Source organism: Nonomuraea sp. NPDC059007, from assembly GCF_042740555.1.
Classification (GTDB): domain Bacteria; phylum Actinomycetota; class Actinomycetes; order Streptosporangiales; family Streptosporangiaceae; genus Nonomuraea.
Genome location: NZ_JBHYJD010000007.1, coordinates 1 through 21502, shown reverse-complemented (window position 1 = coordinate 21502; position 21502 = coordinate 1). Strand labels below are relative to the sequence as shown.

Genomic DNA, 21502 nt, shown 5'->3' with positions numbered 1-21502 from the left:
CGTGGCTGGGCGGCTACCGAAAGTGAAACTAGCAAGGCTACACGCGGGCGCGGGGCCGTTCTCCGGATTTAATGGGCCTATGAAGTTGAGGATCTTCACCGAACCGCAGGAAGGCGCCTCCTACGACGAGCTGCTGGCCGTCGCGCGGGCCACCGAGCGGCTGGGGTTCGACGCGTTCTTCCGTTCCGACCACTATCAGCGCATCGGCCAGGGTGATCCGGGCAGCGGCTCCACCGACGCCTGGATCACCCTGGCGGGGCTGGCCAGGGAGACCTCCCGCATCCGGCTCGGCACCCTGGTCTCGCCCGCGACCTTCCGCCTGCCTGGCCCGCTGGCGATCAGCGTCGCCCAGGTCGACCAGATGAGCGGCGGCCGGGTCGAGCTCGGCTTCGGCACCGGCTGGTACGAGAACGAGCACACCTCCTACGGCATCCCGTTCCCGCCGGTCGGGGAGCGTTTCGACCGGTTCGAGGAGCAGCTGCGCATCGTCACCGGCCTGTGGAGCGCCGAGGGCCCCTACTCCTTCGACGGCGCCCACTACCAGCTCAAGGACTCGCCCGCGCTGCCCAAGCCGGCGCAGCGCCCGCACCCGCCGATCATCATCGGCGGCTTCGGCGCCAAGCGCACGCCCCGCCTCGCGGCGAAGTACGCCGACGAGTTCAACGTGCCCTTCCGCACCGTGGACGAGAGCGGCACCCACTTCGACACGGTACGGCAGGCCGCCGACGCGGCCGGTCGCACGGTGCGCATGTCGGTGGCCCAGACCGTCTGCGTGGCCGCCGACCAGGCCGGGCTGGAGCGCCGGGCCGGGGCGATCGGCACCGACCTGGCCCAACTGCGGGCCAACGGCCTGGCGGGGACGCCGGCCGAGGTGCTGGGCAAGCTGGAGCAGTTCTCCAAGGTGGGCGCCGAGCGCGTGTACCTGCAGGTCATGGACCTGACCGACCTCGACCACCTGGAGCTGATCGCCGCCGAGATCCTGCCCCACGTGTGAAGCAGCCGCGGGCGGGCGGCGATTTTGATTGGCGCCGCCCGTACCGGATAAGTCAGACTTCCGGAGTGCTACTGACGATCTCGACCACCGCCGAGCCGGCCACTGACCTGGGCTTCCTGCTGCACAAGCACCCCGACCGGGTGCAGGAGTTCCGTCAATCGACGGGAACGGCGACGGTCTTCTATCCAGAAGCGGACGAGCGACGATGCACCGTGGCCCTGCTGCTGGAAGTGGACCCGGTGGCGCTGGTCAGGTCGAGCGGCAAGAGCTCGCCCGACTTCAGCCTGTCGCAGTACGTCAACGACCGGCCGTACGCCGCCTCGTCGCTGATGGCGGTGGCGCTGGCGGACGTGTTCAGGACGGCGCGGGCCGGGCGGTGCAAGGCACGGCCCGAGCTGCCGGGGACGCCGCTGCCGCTGGAGATCGCGCTGGTCTGCAGGGGTGGGGCGGATCTGGCCCGCGGGGTGTTCGAGCCGCTCGGGTGGGCGGTGGAGGCGCAGGCCGTACCGCTGGACGAGGGGTTTCCCGAGTGGGGCGACTCGCGGTACGTGCGGTTGACGCTGCGCGGGACGCTGCGGCTGGCCGACGCGCTCAACCAGCTGTACGTGCTGCTGCCGGTGCTCGACGACGCCAAGCACTACTGGGTCGCGCCCGACGAGGTGGACAAGCTGCTGCGGGCCGGTGAGGGATGGCTGCGCGAGCACCCGCTGCGCGGCGTGATCGCCCGCCGGTACCTGGGGCGGCGCTGGACGCTGGCCCGCTCGGCGCTGGCCCGGCTGGCCGAGCTCGGCGACGAGACCGAGGAGCAACTGGAGCCCGCGGTGTCGGAGGAGGCCGCGCCGGACGAGACCGCAGCGGACGAGGCGGTGGCGGCCGAGACCGAAGAGGCCCTGGCCGAGACGCCGGAGACACAGGAGACGCGGGCGGAGTCCGGCGAGCCGGGGAAGGCGAAGGCGCGGCCGCTCAACGTGCTGCGCCGTGAGGCGGTCCTGGCGGCCCTGGAGGAGCTGGGCGCCACCAGCGTGATCGACCTCGGCTGCGGCCAGGGCGAGCTGGTCGGCGCGCTGCTGGCCAGGCCGCGGTTCGCCCGTGTCGCCGGCACGGACGTCTCGCCGCTGGCGCTGGCCATCGCGGCCCGCAAGCTGCGCCTGGAGCGCATGTCCGACAGCAAGCGGGCCAGGCTCACTCTGTTCCAGGGTGCGCTGACCTACACCGACAAGCGCTTCGCGGGCTACGACGCCGCGGTGCTCATGGAGGTCGTCGAGCACGTCGACCCGCCCAGGCTCGCCGCGCTCGAGCGGGTGGTGTTCGGCGCGGCCAAGCCGCAGCACGTGCTCGTGACCACGCCGAACGTCGAGTACAACGTGCGCTACGAGTTCCTGGACGGGCTGCGCCACCGCGACCACCGCTTCGAGTGGACGCGGGCGGAGTTCGCCGCCTGGTGCGCGAGCGTGTGCGAGCGGTTCGGCTACACCGTCGGCATCAGGCCGGTCGGCGAGGAGGACCCCGAGCTGGGGCCCTCGACTCAGATGGGGGTTTTCACTCGTGGTTAGCGTTCCCGAGCTGTCTCTCGTGGTGCTGGTGGGGGTCTCGGGCAGCGGGAAGTCGACGTTCGCCGCCAAGCACTTCAAGCGGACGCAGATCATCTCCTCCGACTTCTGCCGCGGCCTGGTCTCCGACGACGAGAACGACCAGAGCTCCACCCCCGCCGCCTTCGACCTGCTCCACCACATCGTGGGCGTACGGCTCAGCCGCGGCCTGTTCACCGTGGTCGACGCCACCAACGTGCAGTACCAGGCCCGCAAGAGCCTCATCGAGCTGGCCAGGCGGCATGACGTGCTGGCCGACGCCGTCGTCCTCGACGTACCCGAGGAGGTGGCGATCGCGCGCAACGAGACGCGGCCCGACCGCGACTTCGGCCCCGGCGTCGTCATCCGGCAGCGCAAGGACCTGCGCCGCTCCCTCGGCAAGATCAACAAGGACGGCTTCAGGAAGGTCCACGTGCTGCGCGGCCTCGACGAGATCGAGAACGCGCAGGTCACCTACGAGAAGGCGTGGAGCGACCTGCGGCACCTGCGCGGGCCGTTCGACATCATCGGCGACGTGCACGGCTGCCGCGCGGAGCTGGAGCGGCTGCTGGCCGAGCTCGGCTGGCAGGGTACGCACCACCCGGAGGGCCGCACCGCGGTCTTCGTCGGCGACCTGGTCGACCGCGGCCCCGACACGCCCGGCGTGCTGCGCATCGTCATGGACATGGTCGAGGCGGGCACCGCCATCTGCGTCGCGGGCAACCACGAGCAGAAGCTCGTCCGCGCGATGAACGGCCGCAAGGTCCGCGTCGCGCACGGCCTGCAGGAGTCGCTCGACCAGCTCGCCGCGAGCGACCCGGCCTTCGTCGAGCGGGCGCGGACGTTCATGGACGGCCTGCTCAGCCACTACGTCCTCGACGACGGCAAGCTCGTCGTGGCGCACGCCGGCCTCAAGGAGGCCTACCACATGCGCGCCTCCGGGCGCGTGCGCGCGTTCGCGCTCTACGGCGACACCACGGGCGAGACCGACGAGTACGGCCTGCCCGTGCGCTACCCGTGGGCCGAGGAGTACCGGGGCCGGGCCATGGTCGTCTACGGCCACACCCCGACCGTCAAGCCGGAGTGGGTCAACAACACGATCTGCCTCGACACCGGCGCCGTGTTCGGCGGCGAGCTGACCGCGCTGCGCTACCCCTCGCGCGAGCTCGTCTCCGTGCCCGCCGAGCAGGTCTGGTACGCCCCGGTCAAGCCGCTCGGCGGCTACACCCGCGACCCGGGCCAGCTCGACATCAACGACGTCCAGGGCACCCGTTACGTCGAGACGCGCTTCGGCCCGCGGGTCAAGGTGTTCGACACCAACGCCGCAGCGGCGCTGGAGGTCATGAGCCGCTTCGCGGTGGACCCGCGCTGGCTGGTCTACCTGCCGCCGACCATGGCGCCGCCGGAGACCTCCCAGCTCGACGGTTACCTGGAGCACCCGGCGCAGGCGTTCGAGGAGTTCGCCGCCGCCGGGGTCACCGAGGTGGTGTGCGAGGAGAAGCACATGGGCTCGCGGGCGGTGGCCGTACTGGCGAGGACGCCCGAGGCCGCGGCGGCGCGCTTCGGCGTGACTGACGGCAGCGCGGGGGAGATCTTCACGCGCACCGGGCGGCGCTTCTTCGACGACACCGCGCCGCTGGTGGAGCGGCTGCGCGCGGCCGTGGCGCCGCTGTGGGACGAGCTCGGCGCCGACTGGGTGGTGCTCGACTGCGAGCTGCTGCCGTGGTCGGCGAAGGCGGGCGAGCTGATCAGGTCGCAGTACGCCTCCGTCGGCGCGGCGGCGCGCACGGCGCTGCCCATGGCCACCTCGGTCCTGGAGGCGGCGGCCGGGCGCGGCCTGGATGTGAGCGGTCTGCTGGACCGCACCCGGCGCCGCCAGGACAACGCCGCCCGCTTCCGCGAGGCTTATGCGCGCTACTGCTGGCCCGTGGACGGCCTGGAGGGGGTACGGCTGGCGCCGTTCCAGATCCTGGCCTGCGGGGACGGGCAGAGCGGCCGCAACACCGCGCTGGAGCCGCACGCGTGGCACCTGTCCGCGCTGGGCCGCCTGGACTCCGAGCTGATCACGCCGACCAGGCACGTGTTCGTGTCGCTCGACTCGGACGACTCGCGGGCTGCGGCGACGGCCTGGTGGGAGTCGCTGACGGCGGCCGGGGGCGAGGGCATGGTGGTCAAGCCCGCCGCGTACACGCCAGGACGGGTGCAGCCCGGCGTCAAGGTGCGCGGGCGGGAGTACCTGCGCATCATCTACGGCCCCGACTACACCGAGGCGCTGGAGGTGCTGCGCCGGCGCTTCCTCGGCAAGAAGAGGTCGCTGGCCCTGCGCGAGCACGCGCTGGGGCTTGAGGCGCTGTCGCGGCTGGCCGAGGGCGAGGCGATGTGGCGCGTGCACGAGCCCGTCTTCGCCGTGCTGGCGATGGAGACCGAGCCCGTGGACCCGCGCCTCTGACAACTTCCGGTCGCCGGGTCGCAACTTCCGCGGGTGCCGGGGGCCGTGGCGCCGATCGTACGGTGGCGGTCCCAACGGCGTTCGGAAGGAAGTCGTCATGAGATCGTCCCTGCTCGCGGGGCTCTGCCTGCTCCTCGTCTCGGGGGCCGCGCACGCCGCGGCCCCCGAGACCACCACCGTGGTCGGACTGGACTCCGGCCGGATCCGCGGCCAGACCGAAGCCGCGGTCACCACCTTCAGCGGCATCCGGTACGCGCGTGCCCCCGTCGGCCCGCTGCGCTGGAAGGAACCCGTCAGGCCCGAGCCGTGGACGGGCGTGGCCGACGCCACCAAGCCGGGCGAGCAGTGCACCCAGGCGGAGGCGGGCAAGCGGGTCGGCGCGGAGGACTGCCTGTTCGTCAACGTCACCGTCCCGGCCAAGCGCACGGGCAAGCGGCTGCCGGTGATGGTGTGGCTCCACGGGGGCGGCTTCACCACCGGCTCCGGCGCCGCCTACGACGCCCGCCGCCTGGCCGCCAAGGGCGGCGTCATGGTGGTGACGGTCAACTACCGGCTCGGCGCGTTCGGTTACCTCGGCCTGCCCGGCCTGTCCGGCTCCGGCACCTTCGGCCTGGCCGACCAGCTGGAGGCGCTGCGCTGGACCAAGCGCAACGCCGCGGCCTTCGGCGGCGACGCGGGCAACGTGACGGTGTTCGGGGAGTCGGCCGGCGGGATGAGCACCTGCGCCCTGCTCACCTCCCCGGCCATGCGCGGGCTGGCCGACCGGGCGATCATCCAGTCCGGCTCCTGCATGCTGGAGTGGGTCAGCGGCACCTACCTGCCGATCCCCGGCATGCCGTCCTTCACGCCCTATGTCCCGCTGAAGGCCAACCACGCCACGGGCCTTGAGGCGGCGAAGAAACTGGGCTGCCCGGCGGGCCGCGAACTGGAGTGCCTGCGGGCCAAGCCCGCCGATGCGCTGATGCCGGTCAACGAGAGCTTCTCCAGCAGTCTCGCGTACGGCACGCCGCTGCTGCCCCGCGAACCCGCAGGGGCGCTGCGTCAGGGCAGGTTCCTGAAGATCCCGGTGCTGTCCGGCGGCACCAGGGACGAGGGCAACGGCTTCGTATCCGGCGCCGCCCAGGCCGGATTCCCTGTGACGGCGGAGAACTACCCGCGGCTCATGAAGGGCGCCTTCGGCACGCACGCCGAGGCCGCGATGAGGAAGTACCCGCTGTCGGCCTACCGGAGCCCGGCCCTGGCCTGGGCCACCGTGGCCAGTGACCGGGCCTGGGCCTGCCCGACGCTCTGGGCGGACCGGGAGATGGCCGAGCACACCCGGGTCTACGCCTACGAGTTCGCCGACGAGAAGGCGCCCAACATCGGGCGGGTGCCGGCCGGCTTCCCGCCGGGCGCGCAGCATGCCAGTGAGCTGCCGTACCTGTTCGACCTGGGCGGGCAGCCCTGGGACGACCTCACCGCCGGGCAGTGGCGCCTGGCCGACCAGATGATCGACGCCTGGACCTCCTTCGCCCGCACCGGCCGGCCGAGCGGCTGGCCCGCCTTCACCGGCGCGCGCGCCGTCAGCCTCAAACCGGCCGAGCAGGGCGGCGTCGGACCCGTCGACCTGGACCGGGCGCACCAGTGCGGGTTCTGGAGCGGGACATTGTTCTGGAGAGAGACACTGGGGTGATGACAGACTCGGCAGGCATGATCAGGGTGCTGCTCGTCGACGACGACCCGATGGTACGCGGCCACCTGCGGACCATCCTCGGCTCCAGCCCAGAGATCGAGGTCGTGGGGGAGGCGCGCGACGGGGCGGAGGCGGTCGAGGAGGTCCTGCGGGGGCGGCCCGACGTGGTGCTCATGGACCTGCGGATGCCCGGCGTCGACGGCGTCACGGCCACCGGGGAGATCGCCGCGCTGGCCGACCCGCCCACCGTGATCGCGCTGACCACCTTCGACTCCGACACCCACGTGCGCGCCGCGCTGGCCGCCGGGGCGAGCGGATACCTGGTCAAGACCACGCCTGCCGAGGACCTGCTCAACCTCATCAGAGTCGCCGCCGGCGGGCACGTGGTCATGTCGCCGATCGCCGCGCGCCGCCTGGTGACACAGTCCGCGCGCGGCGAGAGCGCTCGCGCCAGGGTCGAGGAACTGGCCGAGCGCGACCGCGAGGTGCTCGTCTGCCTGGGCGAAGGGCTCACGAACCCGGAGATCGCGCAACGGCTGTTCCTGTCGGAGACGACCGTGAAGAGCTACGTCTCGCGGCTGCTGACCAAGCTCGGCCTCACCCACCGCACCCAGGCCGCGCTGCTGGCCCACCGGGCGGGGCTGCTGCCGGGTGACCCGCCGTGACCAGGCCCGACCTCACCGCGGGCGACCGCCGTACCGTGGTTCTGGCCTCGTGGGGCGCGGCCGTCGTGTGCGCGATCACGCAGGTCTTCCTGTTCGCGGGCGGCGGTCAGGTCGCGGAGCTGGTCGTGAACCTCGTGGTCGACGTCTGTCTTCTCGGCGTGGTACGGCTCCCGCGTACCGTCGGCGCGCTCACCCTGGCCGCCATGGCGGCGCTGGCCCTGAGCGCGGGAACCACGCAGGCGTCCGCTCCGCTGGCGGCGCCGCTCGTGGTGTCGTTCCTGGTGTACCTGCTGCCGTGGCGCCAGGCGTTCGCCTTCGCCGCCGCGCTGGCCCTGCTGGCGATCCCGATCTGGGCGCCGGCCTGGACCGCGCTGTACTTCGCCCTGTCGGCCACGGCGCTGCCCGCCGTCGTGGCGCTCTGGCTGAAGACCCGCTACGAGCTGATCGGCTCGCTGCGGCGGCGGGCCGAACTGGCCGACGCCGAACGCCGCCTGCTGGCCGAACGCGCCGAGGTCGCCGAGCGGCGGCGGCTGGCCGCCGAGATGCACGACATCGTCACCCACCACGTCACCGAGATCGTGCTGAACGCCGAGGCGCTGCGCGTCACCGCCCGCGAGGAGTCCGCCCGCACCGCGGCCGACCAGATCCGCCGGGCCGGGGCGCGCACGCTCAACGAACTGCGCGAGCTGATGCAGGTGGTCGCCGGTGACGAACTGCCGGGCAAAAGCGTGGGCGGCCGGCCGCCCGACCACGACACCGGGGGCGACCTGGCGGAGCTGGCCTCGGGCGAGGGGGTCACGCTCGCGGTCTCGGGTGACGCGTCGGCGGTGCCCGCGGTGGTGGCACGGGCGGCGTACCGGGTGGTTCAGGAGTCGCTGACCAACGCCCGCAAGCACGCGCCCGGCGGCGCGGTGACGGTCTCGCTCGCCTACTTCGCCGACCGGGTGGAGGTCGAGGTCCGCAACCAGGCGCCCCTGTCCTCCCCCGCGCCCGAACTGGCCGCGGCCGGTTCCGGGATGGGGCTGACCGGGCTGCGCCGCAGGGTGTCGCTGCTGGGCGGGGAGTTCGCGGCCGAGGGCGACGGTCAGGGCGGATTCGTGGTGACCGCCACGATCCCCACCGACCAGCGTCCGTGAAATGTCGGTGGCGGGTGCCAGACTCCCGCGGCATGAGCGTAGATGTGCGGCTGCGGGCCGTGGAGCAGGCCGACCTTGAGGTGTTCTTCGAGCAGGAGCACGACGAGGAGGCCAGCGCGCGGGCCAACTTTCCCTCCCGCCCGCGCGAGCGGTTCATGAACCACTGGCGGGCCAACATCCTCGGCGACCCCGACGTGCTGGTCAGGACCGTCACCGTGGACGGCGTGACGGCGGGCAACATCGTGTCCTGGACCGAGGAGAGCCGCCGCTTTCTCGGCTACTGGCTGGGCCGCGAACACTGGGGCAAGGGCGTCGGCACCCGGGCGCTGACCCTCTACCTCCAGGAGGAGAAGGCCCGCCCGCTGCACGCCGACCCGCACAAGGCCAACACCGGTTCGGTGCGGTTGCTGGAGAAGCTCGGCTTCCGGCACGCGGGCACGATCGTCCACGACGGCGAGGAACACTTCATGCTCATCCTCGACTGACCCCTGGACTTCGAGACTCCCGAACCCTCCGGGACCTCTGGACCCGGGAGGTTGACCCTCACGGTGGGGTCAGGGGTGGGCGGGGAGGGGTTGGCGGGTGCGCTGGGCGTGGCGGATGGCGGGGCCCAGGGCCAGGCCGGCGGTCAGGAACAAGACGCCCAGGACGAGCCAGCCCGCCGTGCCCCAGCCGATCAGCAGCGTGGTCATGAGCACCGGTCCCAGCATGCGGGCGATCTGCGGGCCCATGCCGAAGAAGCCCTGGTACTGGCCCTGCTTGTCGGCCGGGGCCAGGGCGAAGCCGAGTTCCCAGGCGGCGGCGCCCTGCATCATCTCGCCGAACACCTGGATCAGGGCGGCGCTCACCAGCACCGCCACTGCCGCCCACGGGCCGATGCTGGCGCCGGACACCGCGTATACCAGGCAGGCGGCCAGGAAGACCCAGCCGGATCGGCCACCTACCCTGGCGGCGCTGGGGAGGTCGGTCACCTGGCGGGCCACCCGTACCTGGAAGATCACCACCGAGAGCATGTTGACCACGAGCAGCGCGGCGGCGACGGGTTTGGGGGCGTCGGTGCGTTCGACGATCCAGAGGGGGAGGCCGAGGCTGAGCAGCGGCATGTTCAGGTACATGATCGCGTTGAGGAAGGTGATCAGCGCGTACGGGCGGTCGCGCAGGACGGCCAGGCGTGGCGCGCGGGTCCCGGCCGGAGCGGCGGGGACCGGGGGCACCTCCGGCAGGCGGCGCAGCATGAGTGCGGCCAGCAGGAAGGCGACGGCGTCCAGGGCGAAGACGGCCAGGTAGGCGGGCGCGGTGTCGAAGGAGAGCGCCAGCCCGCCGATTCCGGCGCCCACCGCGAGCCCGGCGTTCAGCGTCGACTGCAGGTGGGCGCGGACGGCGGTGCGCTCCTCCGGGGGCACCAGGCCAGCCAGCAGCGCCTGCCTGGCTGAAGTCAGTCCGCCCTGGCAGCAGGCGTACAGGCAGGCCACGAGGATGAACAGCGGGTAGGCGCGCACCACCAGGAACGCGCTGAGGGCCAGCGCGGTCGCCACCGCGAGCACGACGGCGGTACGCCGCGGTCCCCACCGGTCGGCCACGTGTCCCAGCGGTACCCCGGCCAGCATGCCGCACGCCCACGCCACGGTCAGCGCCACGCCGACCTGCGCGGCCGAGAGCCCGACGACCCGGGTGAAGAACAGCGCGGAGGTGGCGTAGAAGGCGCCGTCGCCGAGGGAGTTGGTGAGCTGTGCCAGCGCGAGGGTCCGGGCAGGCCCGGCGGGCGGGACGATCCGTGACATGCAGGTACGTTAATCGCCAGACTTAGCCCGGCATAAGCGCCGCTTTTCCTCTTTCTTATTGGGCCAAATCCCCGAGGGGTCCGCGCCACCAAAATGCCGCAGCTCCCTCTCTTTGCCTAAGTGGAGCCGTTTATTGATCAATCTCCGGGTACGTCCGGAAACATGGCCACACCGCAGTCGCAGCAGGAGAACCTGGGGCACGTCGTCTTCATCACGGCCGCGGCCGCCATCGGCGGCTTCCTGTTCGGCTACGACAGCTCCGTCATCAACGGCGCCGTCACCGGCATCCAGAAGCACTTCCAGGTCGGCTCGGTCGAGACCGGCTTCGTGGTGGCGATCGCGCTGCTCGGCTCCGCCATCGGCGCGTGGGTCGGCGGCGGGCTGGCCGACCGGTGGGGCAGGACCCGCACCATGCAGGTCGCCGCGGCGCTGTTCGCGATCAGCTCCATCGGCCAGATGCTGCCGTTCGCGATCTGGGACCTGGCGTTCTGGCGGGTGCTGGCCGGCGTGGCGATCGGCATGGCCTCGGTGCTCGGGCCGACGTACATCGCGGAGGTGGCGCCGCCCGCCTACCGGGGGCGGCTCGGGTCGTTCCAGCAACTGGCGATCGTGCTCGGCATCGCGGTGTCGCAGCTGGTCAACTACGTGCTGGCGCGGGTGGCCGGCGGCGACGTGAACAACCCGCTGTGGGGCCTGCAGGCGTGGCAGTGGATGCTGGGCGCGTGTGTGGTGCCGGCGCTGCTGTACCTGTTGTTCGCCTCCACCATCCCCGAGTCGCCGCGCTACCTGATCGCGGCCGGACGTTCGACGGTGGCGCGGAAGGTGCTGGCCGAGGTCGAGGGCCCGGACATCGACCTGGACGCCCGCGTGGCCGAGATCCAGCACTCGCTGAAGACCGAGGCCCGCCCGACGATGAAGGACCTGCGCGGCCGGGCGCTCGGCCTGTTGCCGATCGTCTGGATCGGCATCATCCTGTCGGTGTTCCAGCAGTTCGTCGGCATCAACGTGATCTTCTACTACTCGTCGGTGCTCTGGCAGTCGGTCGGCATCGACCAGAGCAACTCGCTGCTGATCAGCTTCTCCAGCTCGGTCATCAACATCATCGGCACGTTCATCGCCATCTCGCTGGTCGACCGGATCGGCCGCCGGCCGCTGCTGCTGATCGGCTCGGCGGGCATGGCGATCTCGCTGGGCACGGCGGCGTGGGCGTTCAGCGCGGCCCAGACGGTCGGCGGCGCGGTCACGCTGCCGAACCCGCAGGGCACGATCGCGCTGGTCGCCGCCAACGTGTTCGTGCTGTTCTTCGCCCTGTCCTGGGGCGTGGTGGTCTGGGTGCTGCTGGGGGAGATGTTCCCGAACCGGATCCGCGCCGCCGCCCTCGGCGTCGCCGCCGCGGCCCAGTGGATCGCGAACTGGCTGATCACGGTCTCGTTCCCGGCGCTGTCGGAGTGGAACCTGCCGTTCACCTACGCGATGTACGCCGCGTTCGCCGTCCTGTCCTTCCTCTTCGTCACCAAGTGGGTCAAGGAGACCAAGGGCCGCAAGCTCGAAGACATGGGCTAATCTCGCCGCTGTGATCGACGACGTGCTCGGCCCCCATCTCGACGTGCTCTTCTGCGGCATCAACCCCGGGCTCATGTCGGAGGCCACCGGGCATCACTTCGCCCGGCCGGGCAACCGGTTCTGGCCCGCGCTGCACCTGTCGGGGTTCACGCCGCGCCTGCTGGCGCCGGCCGAGCAGCACCTGCTGCCTTCCTACGGGCTGGGGATCACCAACATCGTGCCCAGAGCGAGCGCGAAGGCCGCAGAGCTGTCGCGGGCCGAGCTCGCGCAGGGGGGTGTACGGCTGGCGGCGCTGCTGAGCGAGCACCGGCCCAGAACTCTGGCCGTGCTCGGGGTGTCGGCCTTTCGCACGGCCTTCGCCGTACCCAAGGCGACGATGGGGGCGCAGGAGCGGAAGATCGCGGACACGCCCGTGTGGGTGCTGCCCAACCCGAGCGGGCTGAACGCGCACTGGACCCTCGACGCGATCGCGGCCGAGCTGCGCAGGCTGAGGGAGTCGCTGGCGCCGGGCGGGGAGCCCGGCGCGTCAGCGTAGGGACCGGCGGATGGCCGCGCGGCGGATGGAACTGAAGATCATCGCGCCGATCGCGAAGAGCAGCACGAACTTCAGTGCCCCGAAGCCGCCCACGATCATGGCGACGATCCCGAACACCACCAGGAACGGCACCATCGGCCCCGGTCCGTGATGGTGGTGGGTGCGGCCCTGGTGCCGCATCTTGTGGCGCATGTCATGCCACTGCCGGTGCGCGTCGTGCATCTGGTGACGCGCCTCGCGCAGTTGGTCACGGTGGGCGCGCATCATGTCGTGGTAGGCGTGCCGGTCGTCCCAGGCTCCCTCCTTGACCGGAGCGGGTGGCGCGTAGCCGTACTCCGAGGAGGGGAGGTCCGCGGTGATCGCGGTCAGGTCGCGTGCGGTGCGGGCGGCCAGCGTGCGGTCGAGTCGCTCGTCGAGCTCCTCATGGTTCAGGCGGCCCTGCGCGAAGTGCTCGCGCAGGGAAGCCATCGTCCGCTCACGCTCGGCATCGCCGATCCGGAGGTCGTGCGCGTCCACTCAGGTCACTCCTCGCCAGGGTCGCCGTCTGCCAGGATCTGGTAGAGCTTGCGGCGCGTCTCCGTGAGCACCTTGCGGGCCTCGCGGATCTGCGCCTCACTGCCAGTCTGCAATACCTGCATCATGGCGAAGGCGGATTGGCGGGCGATATCCCACAAATCTGCGGTGTTGTCGTCAATGTCGGGGCGCATCTCGTCCCACGGGGCGCGTACCTCGTCGGCGTGCTCCTCGATGTAGGCGCGGCCGGCGTCGGTGAGGCGGAAGGTCTTGCGGCCCTCGCTCTCGTCGGCGACGACCAGGCCCTCGTCCGTGAGCTGCTGGAGCGCCGGGTAGACGGCGCCGGGGCTGGGCTTCCAGCCGCCCTCGCTGCGCTCGGCGATCTCCTGGATGATCTGGTAGCCGTTGCGGGGCTCCTCGGCCAGAAGGGCGAGGATGGCGGAACGGACGTCGCCGCGCTTGGCCTTGCGGGGCCGGCCGCCCCAGCCGCCCCAGCCGCCGCGGCCCCCGCTGAAGGGACCGCCCTGGCCCCAGGGGCCGCCGGGACCGAAGCCGAACGGGCCGGGACCGCCGCGCCTGCCGCGGCCTCGGTGCTCGTGCGGACCGCCGCCCCGATGACGGTGGTGGTGCTCGGCGCCCTGCTCGAAGGCCTCGGAGATGTTCCTGATCGCCTCACGGGCGGCGCGCTTGATCTCGTGTGCGTCGGGCCAAGGGCCACCTGACGCTTGTGCGGAAGACATGTCGTGCTCCTATCGTCGAATGCTGTCGATGCTTCAAAGATATATCGACAACCGGTCGATGACAAGCCTACGTCGTCCGCTGCCGTTCCGCGTGCGCGCGCACCTTCGCCCGGTTTCCGCACACCCGCATCGAGCACCATTTCCGGGTACGGCTGCGCGTCCCGTCCCAGAAAACCCAGGCGCAGGCGTGGTTCGGGCACCTCTTCAGCCGCTGCCATTCGCCGGTCGCGGCGGTGTTCGCCCAGGCGGCGGCGATGGCCGCCAGCGGTCCCTCCGCTCGCAGCGGCGCCTCGGCGCGAAGGCTCACCGTCACCGGCAGGTAGTCGAGTACCTCCTCGGCCTTGGCGATGGCCCGCTCGTCCGGCTCCTCGCCGTTGTTGGCGAGCAGCCGTTCCCTGAGTCCCGCCCGCAGCAGCCTGGCCTGCTGGAAGGCGCGCTCGTCCACGCTGCCGGGCAGGCCGTGGGCGGCCAGCCAGCTCCGCAGCCCGCCTGGCTCGGACAGCAGATCGGTGCCCTCTTCGACGTCGATCGTGTTCGCGAACGCCTCGATGAGAAGGGTCGCGGAAGACGGTTCCATCATGCCTTCCATCTAATCACCTAGACGGTTAAGATCTAACCTTCTAATGCGATAGGTGGTTGGAATGAGAAACGAAGGCGCCCTGGTCGGGTTCACCGCGGTCACGAACCTGGCCGACGGCATCGGCCGGATCGCCCTGCCGATGGCCGCGGTGGGGCTGACCTCCTCACCGGCGCTGATCACCGGTGTGGGCGTGACGCTGACCCTGCCGTGGCTGCTGGTCTCGCTGCACGCGGGCGTCCTCGCCGACCGCGGCGACCGGCGGCGGCTGGCCGTCGTGGCCAACCTGGTCCGCCTCGGCGCCGTCGGGGTCCTGCTCGCCGCCGCGCTGGCCGGCTGGCTGTCCATTCCCCTCCTGTACGCCACCGGTCTCACGCTGGGCGTCGCCGAGGTGGTCGCCAGCGCGGCGATCGGCGCCCTGGTCCCCGCGGCCGTACCGGCAAGGCGGCTCACCCGCGCCAACGCCTGGATCGCCGGGGCCGAGACGCTGATGAACGAGTTCGCCGGTCCCGCGGTCGGCGGCCTGCTGGTCGGGATCGGCCTGTCGGTGGCGCTCGGCTCGGCGGGAGCCGGCTTCGCGCTGGGCGCCGTCCTGCTCGCGCTGCTCGTGGGCCGCTTCCGCGCCGCGGCGGCGCCCGCGTCCGGCCGGACGTCGGTCCGCGGCGAGATCGGCGAGGGGCTCGCCTTCCTGTGGAACCACCGGCTCCTGCGCACGCTCAACCTGGCCGTCACCGTGCTCGGCGCGAGCTGGGCGGCCTGGCTGGCGCTGCTGCCGATCTACGCGATCCAGGAGCTCCGGCTGGACGCGGCCGGATACGGCCTGCTCATCAGCGCCATCGGCCTCGGCGGCCTGGCCGGGGCCCTGACGGTCGCGCTGATCAACCGGTTGCTGGGCGTGCGCTGGGCCCTGTTCGCCGACCTGGCCGGGACGTTCCTCATGCTGCTCGTCCCGGCCGTGCTGCCCGTGGCGTGGGCGGTGGGCGTCACCGCCTTCGTGGGCGGCATGGGCGGCACGCTGTGGACGGTCAACTCCCGCACGATCGCGCAGCGCGTCGTGCCGGACCGGCTGCTCGGCCGCTACACCGCGGCCGGGCGCATGCTGGGTTACGGGGCGATGCCGGTCGCCTCCCTCGTGGCCGGGCTCGTCGCCCAGTTCGCCGGGGTCCGGGTGGCCTTCGCGGTGTTCGCCGCGTTCGCTCTGGTGATCGTGGTGCCCTTCTTCCGGGAGGTCACCTCGGCCGCACTGGCCGAGAGTGAGACAGATCACGAAAAAGTTGCGGAATCCGGGAACAGCATGGGAAAGACGGCCGTTATCTAGAGCAGACGAGGTCGTTCCGCGTCGGCAGGGCTGGGGGGTGCTGTCGCCGCTGGAAACGACCTCGTCTGCGTTTTCCGTAAGTTTCAGTGGGTTTTCAGTAGATGTCGACGGTCATGAACTTCCACGGGTCGGGCCTGCGGCTCTCACCCGGGGTCCAGGATCCCGTCCTCTGCAAGGTCACCGGCGTGTTGTCGGCCGAGCCCGCCGCGCCGATCAGCCATGACGGGTCCTTGCGGGAGGCATAGCCCCCGCCGGACAGGTTCCAGCGCATCGAGGCCGAGTACTGGCCGATCGCCGCCGAGCAGTTCGCCACCTGCACCGGCCGGCCCTGGTCCACCGTGCCGCCCTCGACGTCGGCGCACAGGCCGGGGTCGGCCAGGTTGTGCAGCTGCCCGGAGACCGTGTTGAACCCCCAGAACTGGTCGGCCCTGCCGTCGCAGGAGTAGAGCAGCAGGTTCGCGCCACTCGCCGGCTTGGTTCCCGGCACGTCCAGGCACTTGCCCGACAGTTTCAGCTGCTGGTAGACGACCGCGGTCTTGGCCTCCCAGGTGAACACCTGGCGCTGGTCGCCGCCGTCGCACGGAGCCAGGACCATTCCGTCGCCGAGGGCGCGGGCCGTACCCGGGAAGGTGGCGCACAGCGACGGCGCTCCGGCCGCGTGCAGGCGCGCGCCGTCGAAGGTCCAGCGCTGCGCCGGGCTCGCGTTGCAGTTCCACACCTGTACGGCGGTGCCGGCCACCAGGTTGCCGCCGTTGATGTCGGCGCACCGGTCCTGCGAGAGCTGGGAGTGGACGGCCTGGGTGGACGGGTCGTACCAGAACGCCTGGTTCCTGGTGGCCTCGCACGGCCAGTTGAGCAGCTTGCGGCCGTTGCGCGAGGAATTGCCCTCCACGTCCACGCAGGTACCGGTCGCCGCATGCCTGAGCTGCTTGAACTCCGGCAGTCCCGCGTACAGCCGCGGGCTCAGCGAGCCGGCCGGGTTCATGCAGGTGGCCGCGTTGGTGCCGGCGTTGAAGAACTGGGTCAGGCAGGCGCCGAACGCCGCGTGCCCGGAGGTGTTCGGGTGGAACGACTGGCGGACCGCGTTCGGGTTGAAGAAGTCGCCGTTGACCGCGTGCAGGCCGGTCACCCAGGTGGTGTCCTGGCAGGGCTCGGTGCCGTGGAAGAGGCGGCTGGCGTCCAGGTAGCGCGCGCCGGCCTGCTGGGCGGCGGCGCGGATGCCCTGCTCGAAGATCGGGACCGCCTTGTTGCGGGCGAAGGCCAGGTCGGACAGGTAGCCGAGGCAGCCGCCGTTGTACCAGCCGGGGAAGTTCGGGTTGTCCTCGACGTCGGGGCTGGCCGGGCCCGGGTAGGACATGGCGACGAGCTGGTAGTCGCCGGGGGCGTACCCGGCCTCGGCCATGATCTGCTTGACGTCGGTCAGCGCCTTGGCCACGCGCGGGACGATGAAGTCGACGCGCTGCTGCCAGGTCGGGTCCTGGTTCGGCCAGCAGTTGCCCTGGAAGAGGATCCGGCGCGTGACGCAGTCGGTCATCGTGGGGCCGAACTCGGGCCCGCCGCCGTCGTTGGCGCCGGCCACCACGGTGATCATCTTGATCCGGGTGTTGCGGGCCTTGATCGACAGGTTCTCGCCCTGGTTGAGCTCCTCGTACTGGTGGGTGCCGCCGATGGTGATGTCGTTGGTCGCGCCGCCGGAGCAGGACAGGTTGTAGGTGACGTCGGCGGGGATCTGCGTGACGTGCACCGCCGCCTTGGTGGAGCGGTGGCACCAGTTGTCGGGGCCGTCGGTGCCGGGCTCGTAGAGGGAGCGGTCTACGGCGCCCTCACCGGAGATCTCGCTGTCGCCGAGTGCGGCGAGGGAGGTCTTGCGCTGGGGCAGCGGGCGGATGGCGTCGTCGCCGTAGAGCTTGATCGCCTCGGCCTTGCGGATGGTCTCCAGGTGGGGCGGGAGGGGGTTGGCGGTGCTTGCCTGGGCATGGGCCGGTGTGACGAGCACGGTCAGTGCCGCCAGCAGGGCCAGGGGTAAGCGCATTGGGGGGTACCTCCGGCAGTCGTGAGTGATACTCACAAGTAACCCCAAGATTTCGGAAATGTGAACAGGGCTCATGTGAATTGGTCGATGCTCAGTGCTTCGAGCCGGAGTGGGTGGGGCGGGGCGGTTTCGCCGGTTCTGGCGGACTTTCTGGAGCGCCAGTGGCCTTGGGGATACCTCCGCCAGGGCGGGATTTTGCATTACAGTAACTCTTTGTGATCTTCGCATGATGGGGCATTCGCACGCGATGACCGGAGCGATCGCGTGGCTGGGACTGGCGCCGGCGTTCGCGGCGCTGCCGTTGCTGAACGAGTCGAGCCGGTTCATCGAGACCGGGATCATGGCCAGCGCGCTGACGCCGTCCGAGCTCATCGCCGGGGCGCTGGTGTGCGCGGGGGCGGCGATGCTGCCCGACCTCGACCATCCGAGCGCGACCATCGCCCAGACGTTCGGGCCGGTGACGTGGGCGTTGTCGAAGGTGGTCGCCTGGATCAGCGGCGGGCACCGGGGGATGACGCACTCGCTGGCGTTCGCGGTGGCGGTGGGGTTCGGGGCGCACTGGCTGGCGAACACGTACCCGATCGGGCGCGACATCATGGTCGTCCTGCTGATCGGCCTGGCCCTGCGAGCCATCGGCATCGGCATTCCCGGCAACAAGACCGGCTCGGCGATGGTGAACATCGGCCTGACCGCGGGGTTGTTCGTCGTGTTCATGTCGCTCGGGGTCGGTTACGCGTGGCTGGGGCTGGCGGTGGGGATCGGGTGCTTCGTCCACGTCGTGGGCGACTGCATGACCGAGAGGGGGTGCCCGGTGCTGTGGCCGCTGGCTGCCCGGTGGGTGCTGCCGTGGAAGATCGGGATCAAGACGGGCAAGAAGTTCGAGCAGAAGATCCTGGCGCCGGTGTTGTCGGTGGCGATCGTCGGGCTGCTGTTCTGGCGGCTCGCGCCCCTGTGAGCGCGGTTTAACTTGATGTCGAGATACTTTAGGGATATCTTGATGTCGAGATATCCGCTGCAACCTGCGGGTTAGGGTTACCTAACGTCTTGTCCGGTCCCCGGGTGCGGCAGGATTTGACTGAGTATTTGGTCCACCGAGGAGGCGATTCACCGTGTCCGCGAACAGCTTCGGCAGCCGTGACACGCTACGCGTCGGCGACGCGTCGTATGAGATTTTCCGGCTGGACGCCGTCGAGGGCTCGGCGCGCCTGCCGTACAGCCTGAAGATCCTGCTGGAGAACCTCCTCCGCACCGAGGACGGCGCCAACATCACCGCCGACCACATCCGCGCCGTGGGCGGATGGGACCCGAAGGCCGCGCCGAGCGTCGAGATCCAGTTCACGCCCGCCCGCGTGATCATGCAGGACTTCACCGGCGTGCCCTGCGTCGTCGACCTGGCCACGATGCGCGAGGCCGTACGCGAGCTCGGCGGCGACGCGACGAAGATCAACCCGCTGGCCCCGGCCGAGATGGTCATCGACCACTCCGTCATCGTCGACTTCTTCGGTCACCCCGACGCCTTCCAGCGCAACGTCGAGCGCGAGTACGAGCGCAACCGCGAGCGCTACCAGTTCCTGCGCTGGGGCCAGACGGCCTTCGACGAGTTCAAGGTCGTCCCGCCCGGCACCGGCATCGTGCACCAGGTCAACATCGAGCACCTGGCCCGCGTGGTGATGACGCGCGACGGCAAGGCCTACCCGGACACCTGCGTGGGCACCGACTCCCACACCACGATGGAGAACGGCATCGGCGTCCTCGGCTGGGGCGTCGGCGGCATCGAGGCCGAGGCCGCGATGCTCGGCCAGCCGATCTCCATGCTGATCCCGCGCGTCGTGGGCTTCAAGCTCAGCGGCAAGCTCCCCGCCGGCGCCACCGCGACCGACCTGGTGCTGACGATCACCGAGATCCTGCGCAAGCACGGCGTGGTCGGCAAGTTCGTCGAGTTCTACGGCGAAGGCGTCTCCTCCGTGCCGCTGGCCGACCGGGCCACGATCGGCAACATGAGCCCCGAGTTCGGCTCCACCTGCGCCATCTTCCCGATCGACGGCCAGACCACCAACTACCTGCGCCTCACCGGCCGCTCCGAGGAGCAGATCGCGCTCGTCGAGGCCTACGCCAAGGCCCAGGGCCTCTGGCTCGACCCGGACGGCGCCGAGCCCGAGTTCTCCGAGTACATCGAGCTCGACCTGGCCACGGTCGTCCCGTCGATCGCCGGGCCGAAGCGCCCGCAGGACCGCATCGCCCTGTCGGCCGCCAAGGACACCTGGCGCCACGACGTCGCCAACTTCGTCGCCGACGACGAGGCGGGCCAGGAGAGCTTCCCGGCCTCCGACCCGCCCGCGCAGAGCGCGAACGGCCGGCCGCACAAGCCGTGCCCGGTGACGCTGGCCGACGGCACCACGTTCGAGATCGACCACGGCATCGTCACCATCGCCGCGATCACCAGCTGCACCAACACCTCCAACCCTTACGTGATGCTGGGCGCCGCGCTGCTGGCCCGCAACGCGGTCGACAAGGGCCTGACCCGCAAGCCGTGGGTCAAGACCTCGCTGGCTCCGGGGTCGCAGGTCGTCACCGGGTACTTCGAGCGGTCGGGGCTGCAGCCGTACCTCGACAAGATCGGTTTCAACCTGGTCGGCTACGGCTGCACCACCTGCATCGGCAACTCGGGCCCGCTGATCCCCGAGATCTCCCAGGCGGTCCAGGACAACGACCTGGCCGTCACCGCGGTGCTGTCCGGCAACCGCAACTTCGAGGGCCGCATCAACCCCGACGTGAAGATGAACTACCTGGCCTCGCCGCCGCTGGTGGTCGCCTACGCGCTCGCGGGCACGATGGACCTCGACCTCGACACCGAGCCGCTCGGCGTCGGCAACGACGGTGAGCCGGTCTTCCTCAAGGACATCTGGCCCTCGCCCGAGGAGGTCGCGGACGTCGTCAACTCCTCGATCGGCCGCGAGATGTTCGAGCGCGACTACGCCGACGTCTTCAAGGGCGACGACACGTGGCGCTCGCTGCCGATCCCCACCGGCAACACCTTCGAGTGGGACCCGGACTCCACCTACGTCCGCAAGGCCCCCTACTTCGAGGGCATGCCGGTCAAGCCGGAGCCGGTCACCGACATCTCCGGCGCCCGCGTGCTGGTCAAGGTGGGCGACTCGGTCACCACCGACCACATCTCGCCCGCCGGCGCGATCAAGGTCGGCACCCCGGCCGCGCAGTACCTCGACGAGCACGGCGTCGCGGTCAAGGACTTCAACTCCTACGGCTCGCGCCGCGGCAACCACGAGGTCATGATCCGCGGCACGTTCGCCAACATCCGCCTGCGCAACCAGATCGCCCCCGGCACCGAGGGCGGCTACACCCGCGACTTCACCCAGGCCGGCGCGCCGGTGTCGTTCATCTACGACGCCTCCGTCAACTACGCCGCAAGCGGCACGCCGCTGGTCGTCCTCGCGGGCAAGGAGTACGGCTCCGGCTCCTCGCGTGACTGGGCGGCCAAGGGCACCGCGCTGCTCGGCGTCCGCGCCGTCATCGCCGAGTCCTACGAGCGCATCCACCGCTCGAACCTGATCGGCATGGGCGTCCTGCCGCTGCAGTACCCGGAGGGCGCCTCGGCCGCGTCCCTGGGGCTCACCGGCGAGGAGACCTTCGAGATCACCGGCGTCGTGGCGCTCAACGACGGCGGCATCCCGCCGACCGTGCACGTGAAGGCCGGCGACGTCGAGTTCGACGCGGTCGTCCGCATCGACACCCCCGGCGAGGCCGACTACTACCGGCACGGCGGCATCATGCAGTACGTGCTCCGCTCGCTGCTGGCCAAGTAGCCCGCACGAGAAGGCCCCCCCCCGCGCGGCGGGGGGGGGGGCAGGGGGTCGGCCCGCCGGCACCACACCCCGGACCGCGCCCCCGCCCCCGGGGCGCCGGAGGCGGGCCCGGCGCCGGGGGAGCCCCCGCTAAGC

The 21502-nt window shown here is 71.1% G+C and carries 17 protein-coding genes; 12 read left to right on the top strand and 5 right to left on the bottom strand.

Features of this window, described 5'->3' with window-relative positions:
* Positions 1 to 79: 79 nt before the first annotated feature.
* The 7 genes from ACFWY5_RS13230 to ACFWY5_RS13200 all read left to right on the top strand — a co-directional run bounded on the left by ACFWY5_RS13230 (position 80) and on the right by ACFWY5_RS13200 (position 8969).
* Entirely contained in the window at positions 80 to 994 is a 915-nt protein-coding gene (locus tag ACFWY5_RS13230) for an LLM class F420-dependent oxidoreductase (RefSeq protein ID WP_379609737.1), read from the top strand.
* Between the two features lie 65 nt (positions 995 to 1059).
* Complete coding sequence (locus ACFWY5_RS13225) at positions 1060 to 2547, top strand: 3' terminal RNA ribose 2'-O-methyltransferase Hen1 (RefSeq protein WP_379631926.1); 1488 nt, start codon at positions 1060 to 1062, stop codon at positions 2545 to 2547.
* A complete protein-coding gene (locus ACFWY5_RS13220) occupies positions 2540 to 5011 on the top strand; it encodes a polynucleotide kinase-phosphatase (RefSeq protein WP_379631924.1) in 2472 nt (823 codons plus the stop codon). Before ACFWY5_RS13225 ends, ACFWY5_RS13220 begins: the two co-directional genes overlap by 8 nt.
* A 97-nt stretch (positions 5012 to 5108) precedes the next feature.
* Positions 5109 to 6683, top strand: a complete 1575-nt coding sequence (locus ACFWY5_RS13215; protein WP_379631922.1) for a carboxylesterase/lipase family protein — start codon at positions 5109 to 5111, stop codon at positions 6681 to 6683.
* Positions 6683 to 7348, top strand: a complete 666-nt coding sequence (locus ACFWY5_RS13210; protein WP_379631920.1) for a response regulator — start codon at positions 6683 to 6685, stop codon at positions 7346 to 7348. The genes ACFWY5_RS13215 and ACFWY5_RS13210 overlap by 1 nt, the downstream gene beginning before the upstream one ends.
* The gene (locus ACFWY5_RS13205) at positions 7345 to 8484 is read left to right on the top strand and encodes a sensor histidine kinase (RefSeq protein WP_379631918.1); all 1140 of its coding nucleotides are present in this window, start codon (positions 7345 to 7347) and stop codon (positions 8482 to 8484) included. Before ACFWY5_RS13210 ends, ACFWY5_RS13205 begins: the two co-directional genes overlap by 4 nt.
* Before the next feature lie 32 nt (positions 8485 to 8516).
* On the top strand, positions 8517 to 8969 hold the full coding sequence (locus ACFWY5_RS13200; RefSeq protein WP_379631917.1) for a GNAT family N-acetyltransferase: 453 nt from the start codon (positions 8517 to 8519) through the stop codon (positions 8967 to 8969).
* Positions 8970 to 9038: 69 nt separating this feature from the next.
* On the opposite strand, the gene ACFWY5_RS13195 is transcribed toward ACFWY5_RS13200, so the two are convergent.
* A complete protein-coding gene (locus ACFWY5_RS13195; RefSeq protein WP_379613923.1) occupies positions 9039 to 10265 on the bottom strand; it encodes an MFS transporter in 1227 nt (408 codons plus the stop codon).
* Positions 10266 to 10427: 162 nt separating this feature from the next.
* On the opposite strand from ACFWY5_RS13195, the gene ACFWY5_RS13190 reads away from it, so the two are divergent.
* Together ACFWY5_RS13190 and mug are read left to right on the top strand one after the other, a co-directional pair.
* On the top strand, positions 10428 to 11828 hold the full coding sequence (locus tag ACFWY5_RS13190) for a sugar porter family MFS transporter (RefSeq protein WP_379613921.1): 1401 nt from the start codon (positions 10428 to 10430) through the stop codon (positions 11826 to 11828).
* 10 nt (positions 11829 to 11838) lie between these two features.
* Positions 11839 to 12363 (top strand): G/U mismatch-specific DNA glycosylase, encoded by a 525-nt coding sequence (gene mug / locus ACFWY5_RS13185; RefSeq protein WP_379613919.1) that lies wholly within the window; start codon positions 11839 to 11841, stop codon positions 12361 to 12363.
* Here the strand turns inward: mug and ACFWY5_RS13180 are convergent.
* From ACFWY5_RS13180 to ACFWY5_RS13170, 3 genes are all read right to left on the bottom strand, one after another.
* A complete protein-coding gene (locus ACFWY5_RS13180) occupies positions 12355 to 12879 on the bottom strand; it encodes a DUF1707 domain-containing protein (protein WP_379613917.1) in 525 nt (174 codons plus the stop codon). The two genes, mug and ACFWY5_RS13180, sit on opposite strands and share 9 nt — an antisense overlap.
* Positions 12880 to 12884: 5 nt before the next feature.
* Positions 12885 to 13616: a PadR family transcriptional regulator gene (locus ACFWY5_RS13175; RefSeq protein WP_379613915.1), complete on the bottom strand. Its 732-nt coding sequence runs from the start codon at positions 13614 to 13616 to the stop codon at positions 12885 to 12887.
* 67 nt (positions 13617 to 13683) lie between these two features.
* The gene (locus ACFWY5_RS13170; protein ID WP_379613913.1) at positions 13684 to 14205 is read right to left on the bottom strand and encodes a CGNR zinc finger domain-containing protein; all 522 of its coding nucleotides are present in this window, start codon (positions 14203 to 14205) and stop codon (positions 13684 to 13686) included.
* Between the two features lie 52 nt (positions 14206 to 14257).
* Here ACFWY5_RS13170 and ACFWY5_RS13165 point away from each other — a divergent pair, with 52 nt between their 5' ends.
* On the top strand, positions 14258 to 15511 hold the full coding sequence (locus tag ACFWY5_RS13165; RefSeq protein WP_379631915.1) for an MFS transporter: 1254 nt from the start codon (positions 14258 to 14260) through the stop codon (positions 15509 to 15511).
* Between the two features lie 94 nt (positions 15512 to 15605).
* On the opposite strand, the gene ACFWY5_RS13160 is transcribed toward ACFWY5_RS13165, so the two are convergent.
* Positions 15606 to 17543: a ricin-type beta-trefoil lectin domain protein gene (locus tag ACFWY5_RS13160; RefSeq protein WP_379631913.1), complete on the bottom strand. Its 1938-nt coding sequence runs from the start codon at positions 17541 to 17543 to the stop codon at positions 15606 to 15608.
* A gap of 226 nt (positions 17544 to 17769) precedes the next feature.
* Here ACFWY5_RS13160 and ACFWY5_RS13155 point away from each other — a divergent pair, with 226 nt between their 5' ends.
* Both ACFWY5_RS13155 and acnA read left to right on the top strand, forming a co-directional pair.
* Positions 17770 to 18498: a metal-dependent hydrolase gene (locus ACFWY5_RS13155; protein ID WP_379613907.1), complete on the top strand. Its 729-nt coding sequence runs from the start codon at positions 17770 to 17772 to the stop codon at positions 18496 to 18498.
* Between the two features lie 154 nt (positions 18499 to 18652).
* On the top strand, positions 18653 to 21367 hold the full coding sequence (gene acnA / locus ACFWY5_RS13150) for an aconitate hydratase AcnA (protein WP_379631911.1): 2715 nt from the start codon (positions 18653 to 18655) through the stop codon (positions 21365 to 21367).
* Positions 21368 to 21502 lie beyond the last annotated feature (135 nt).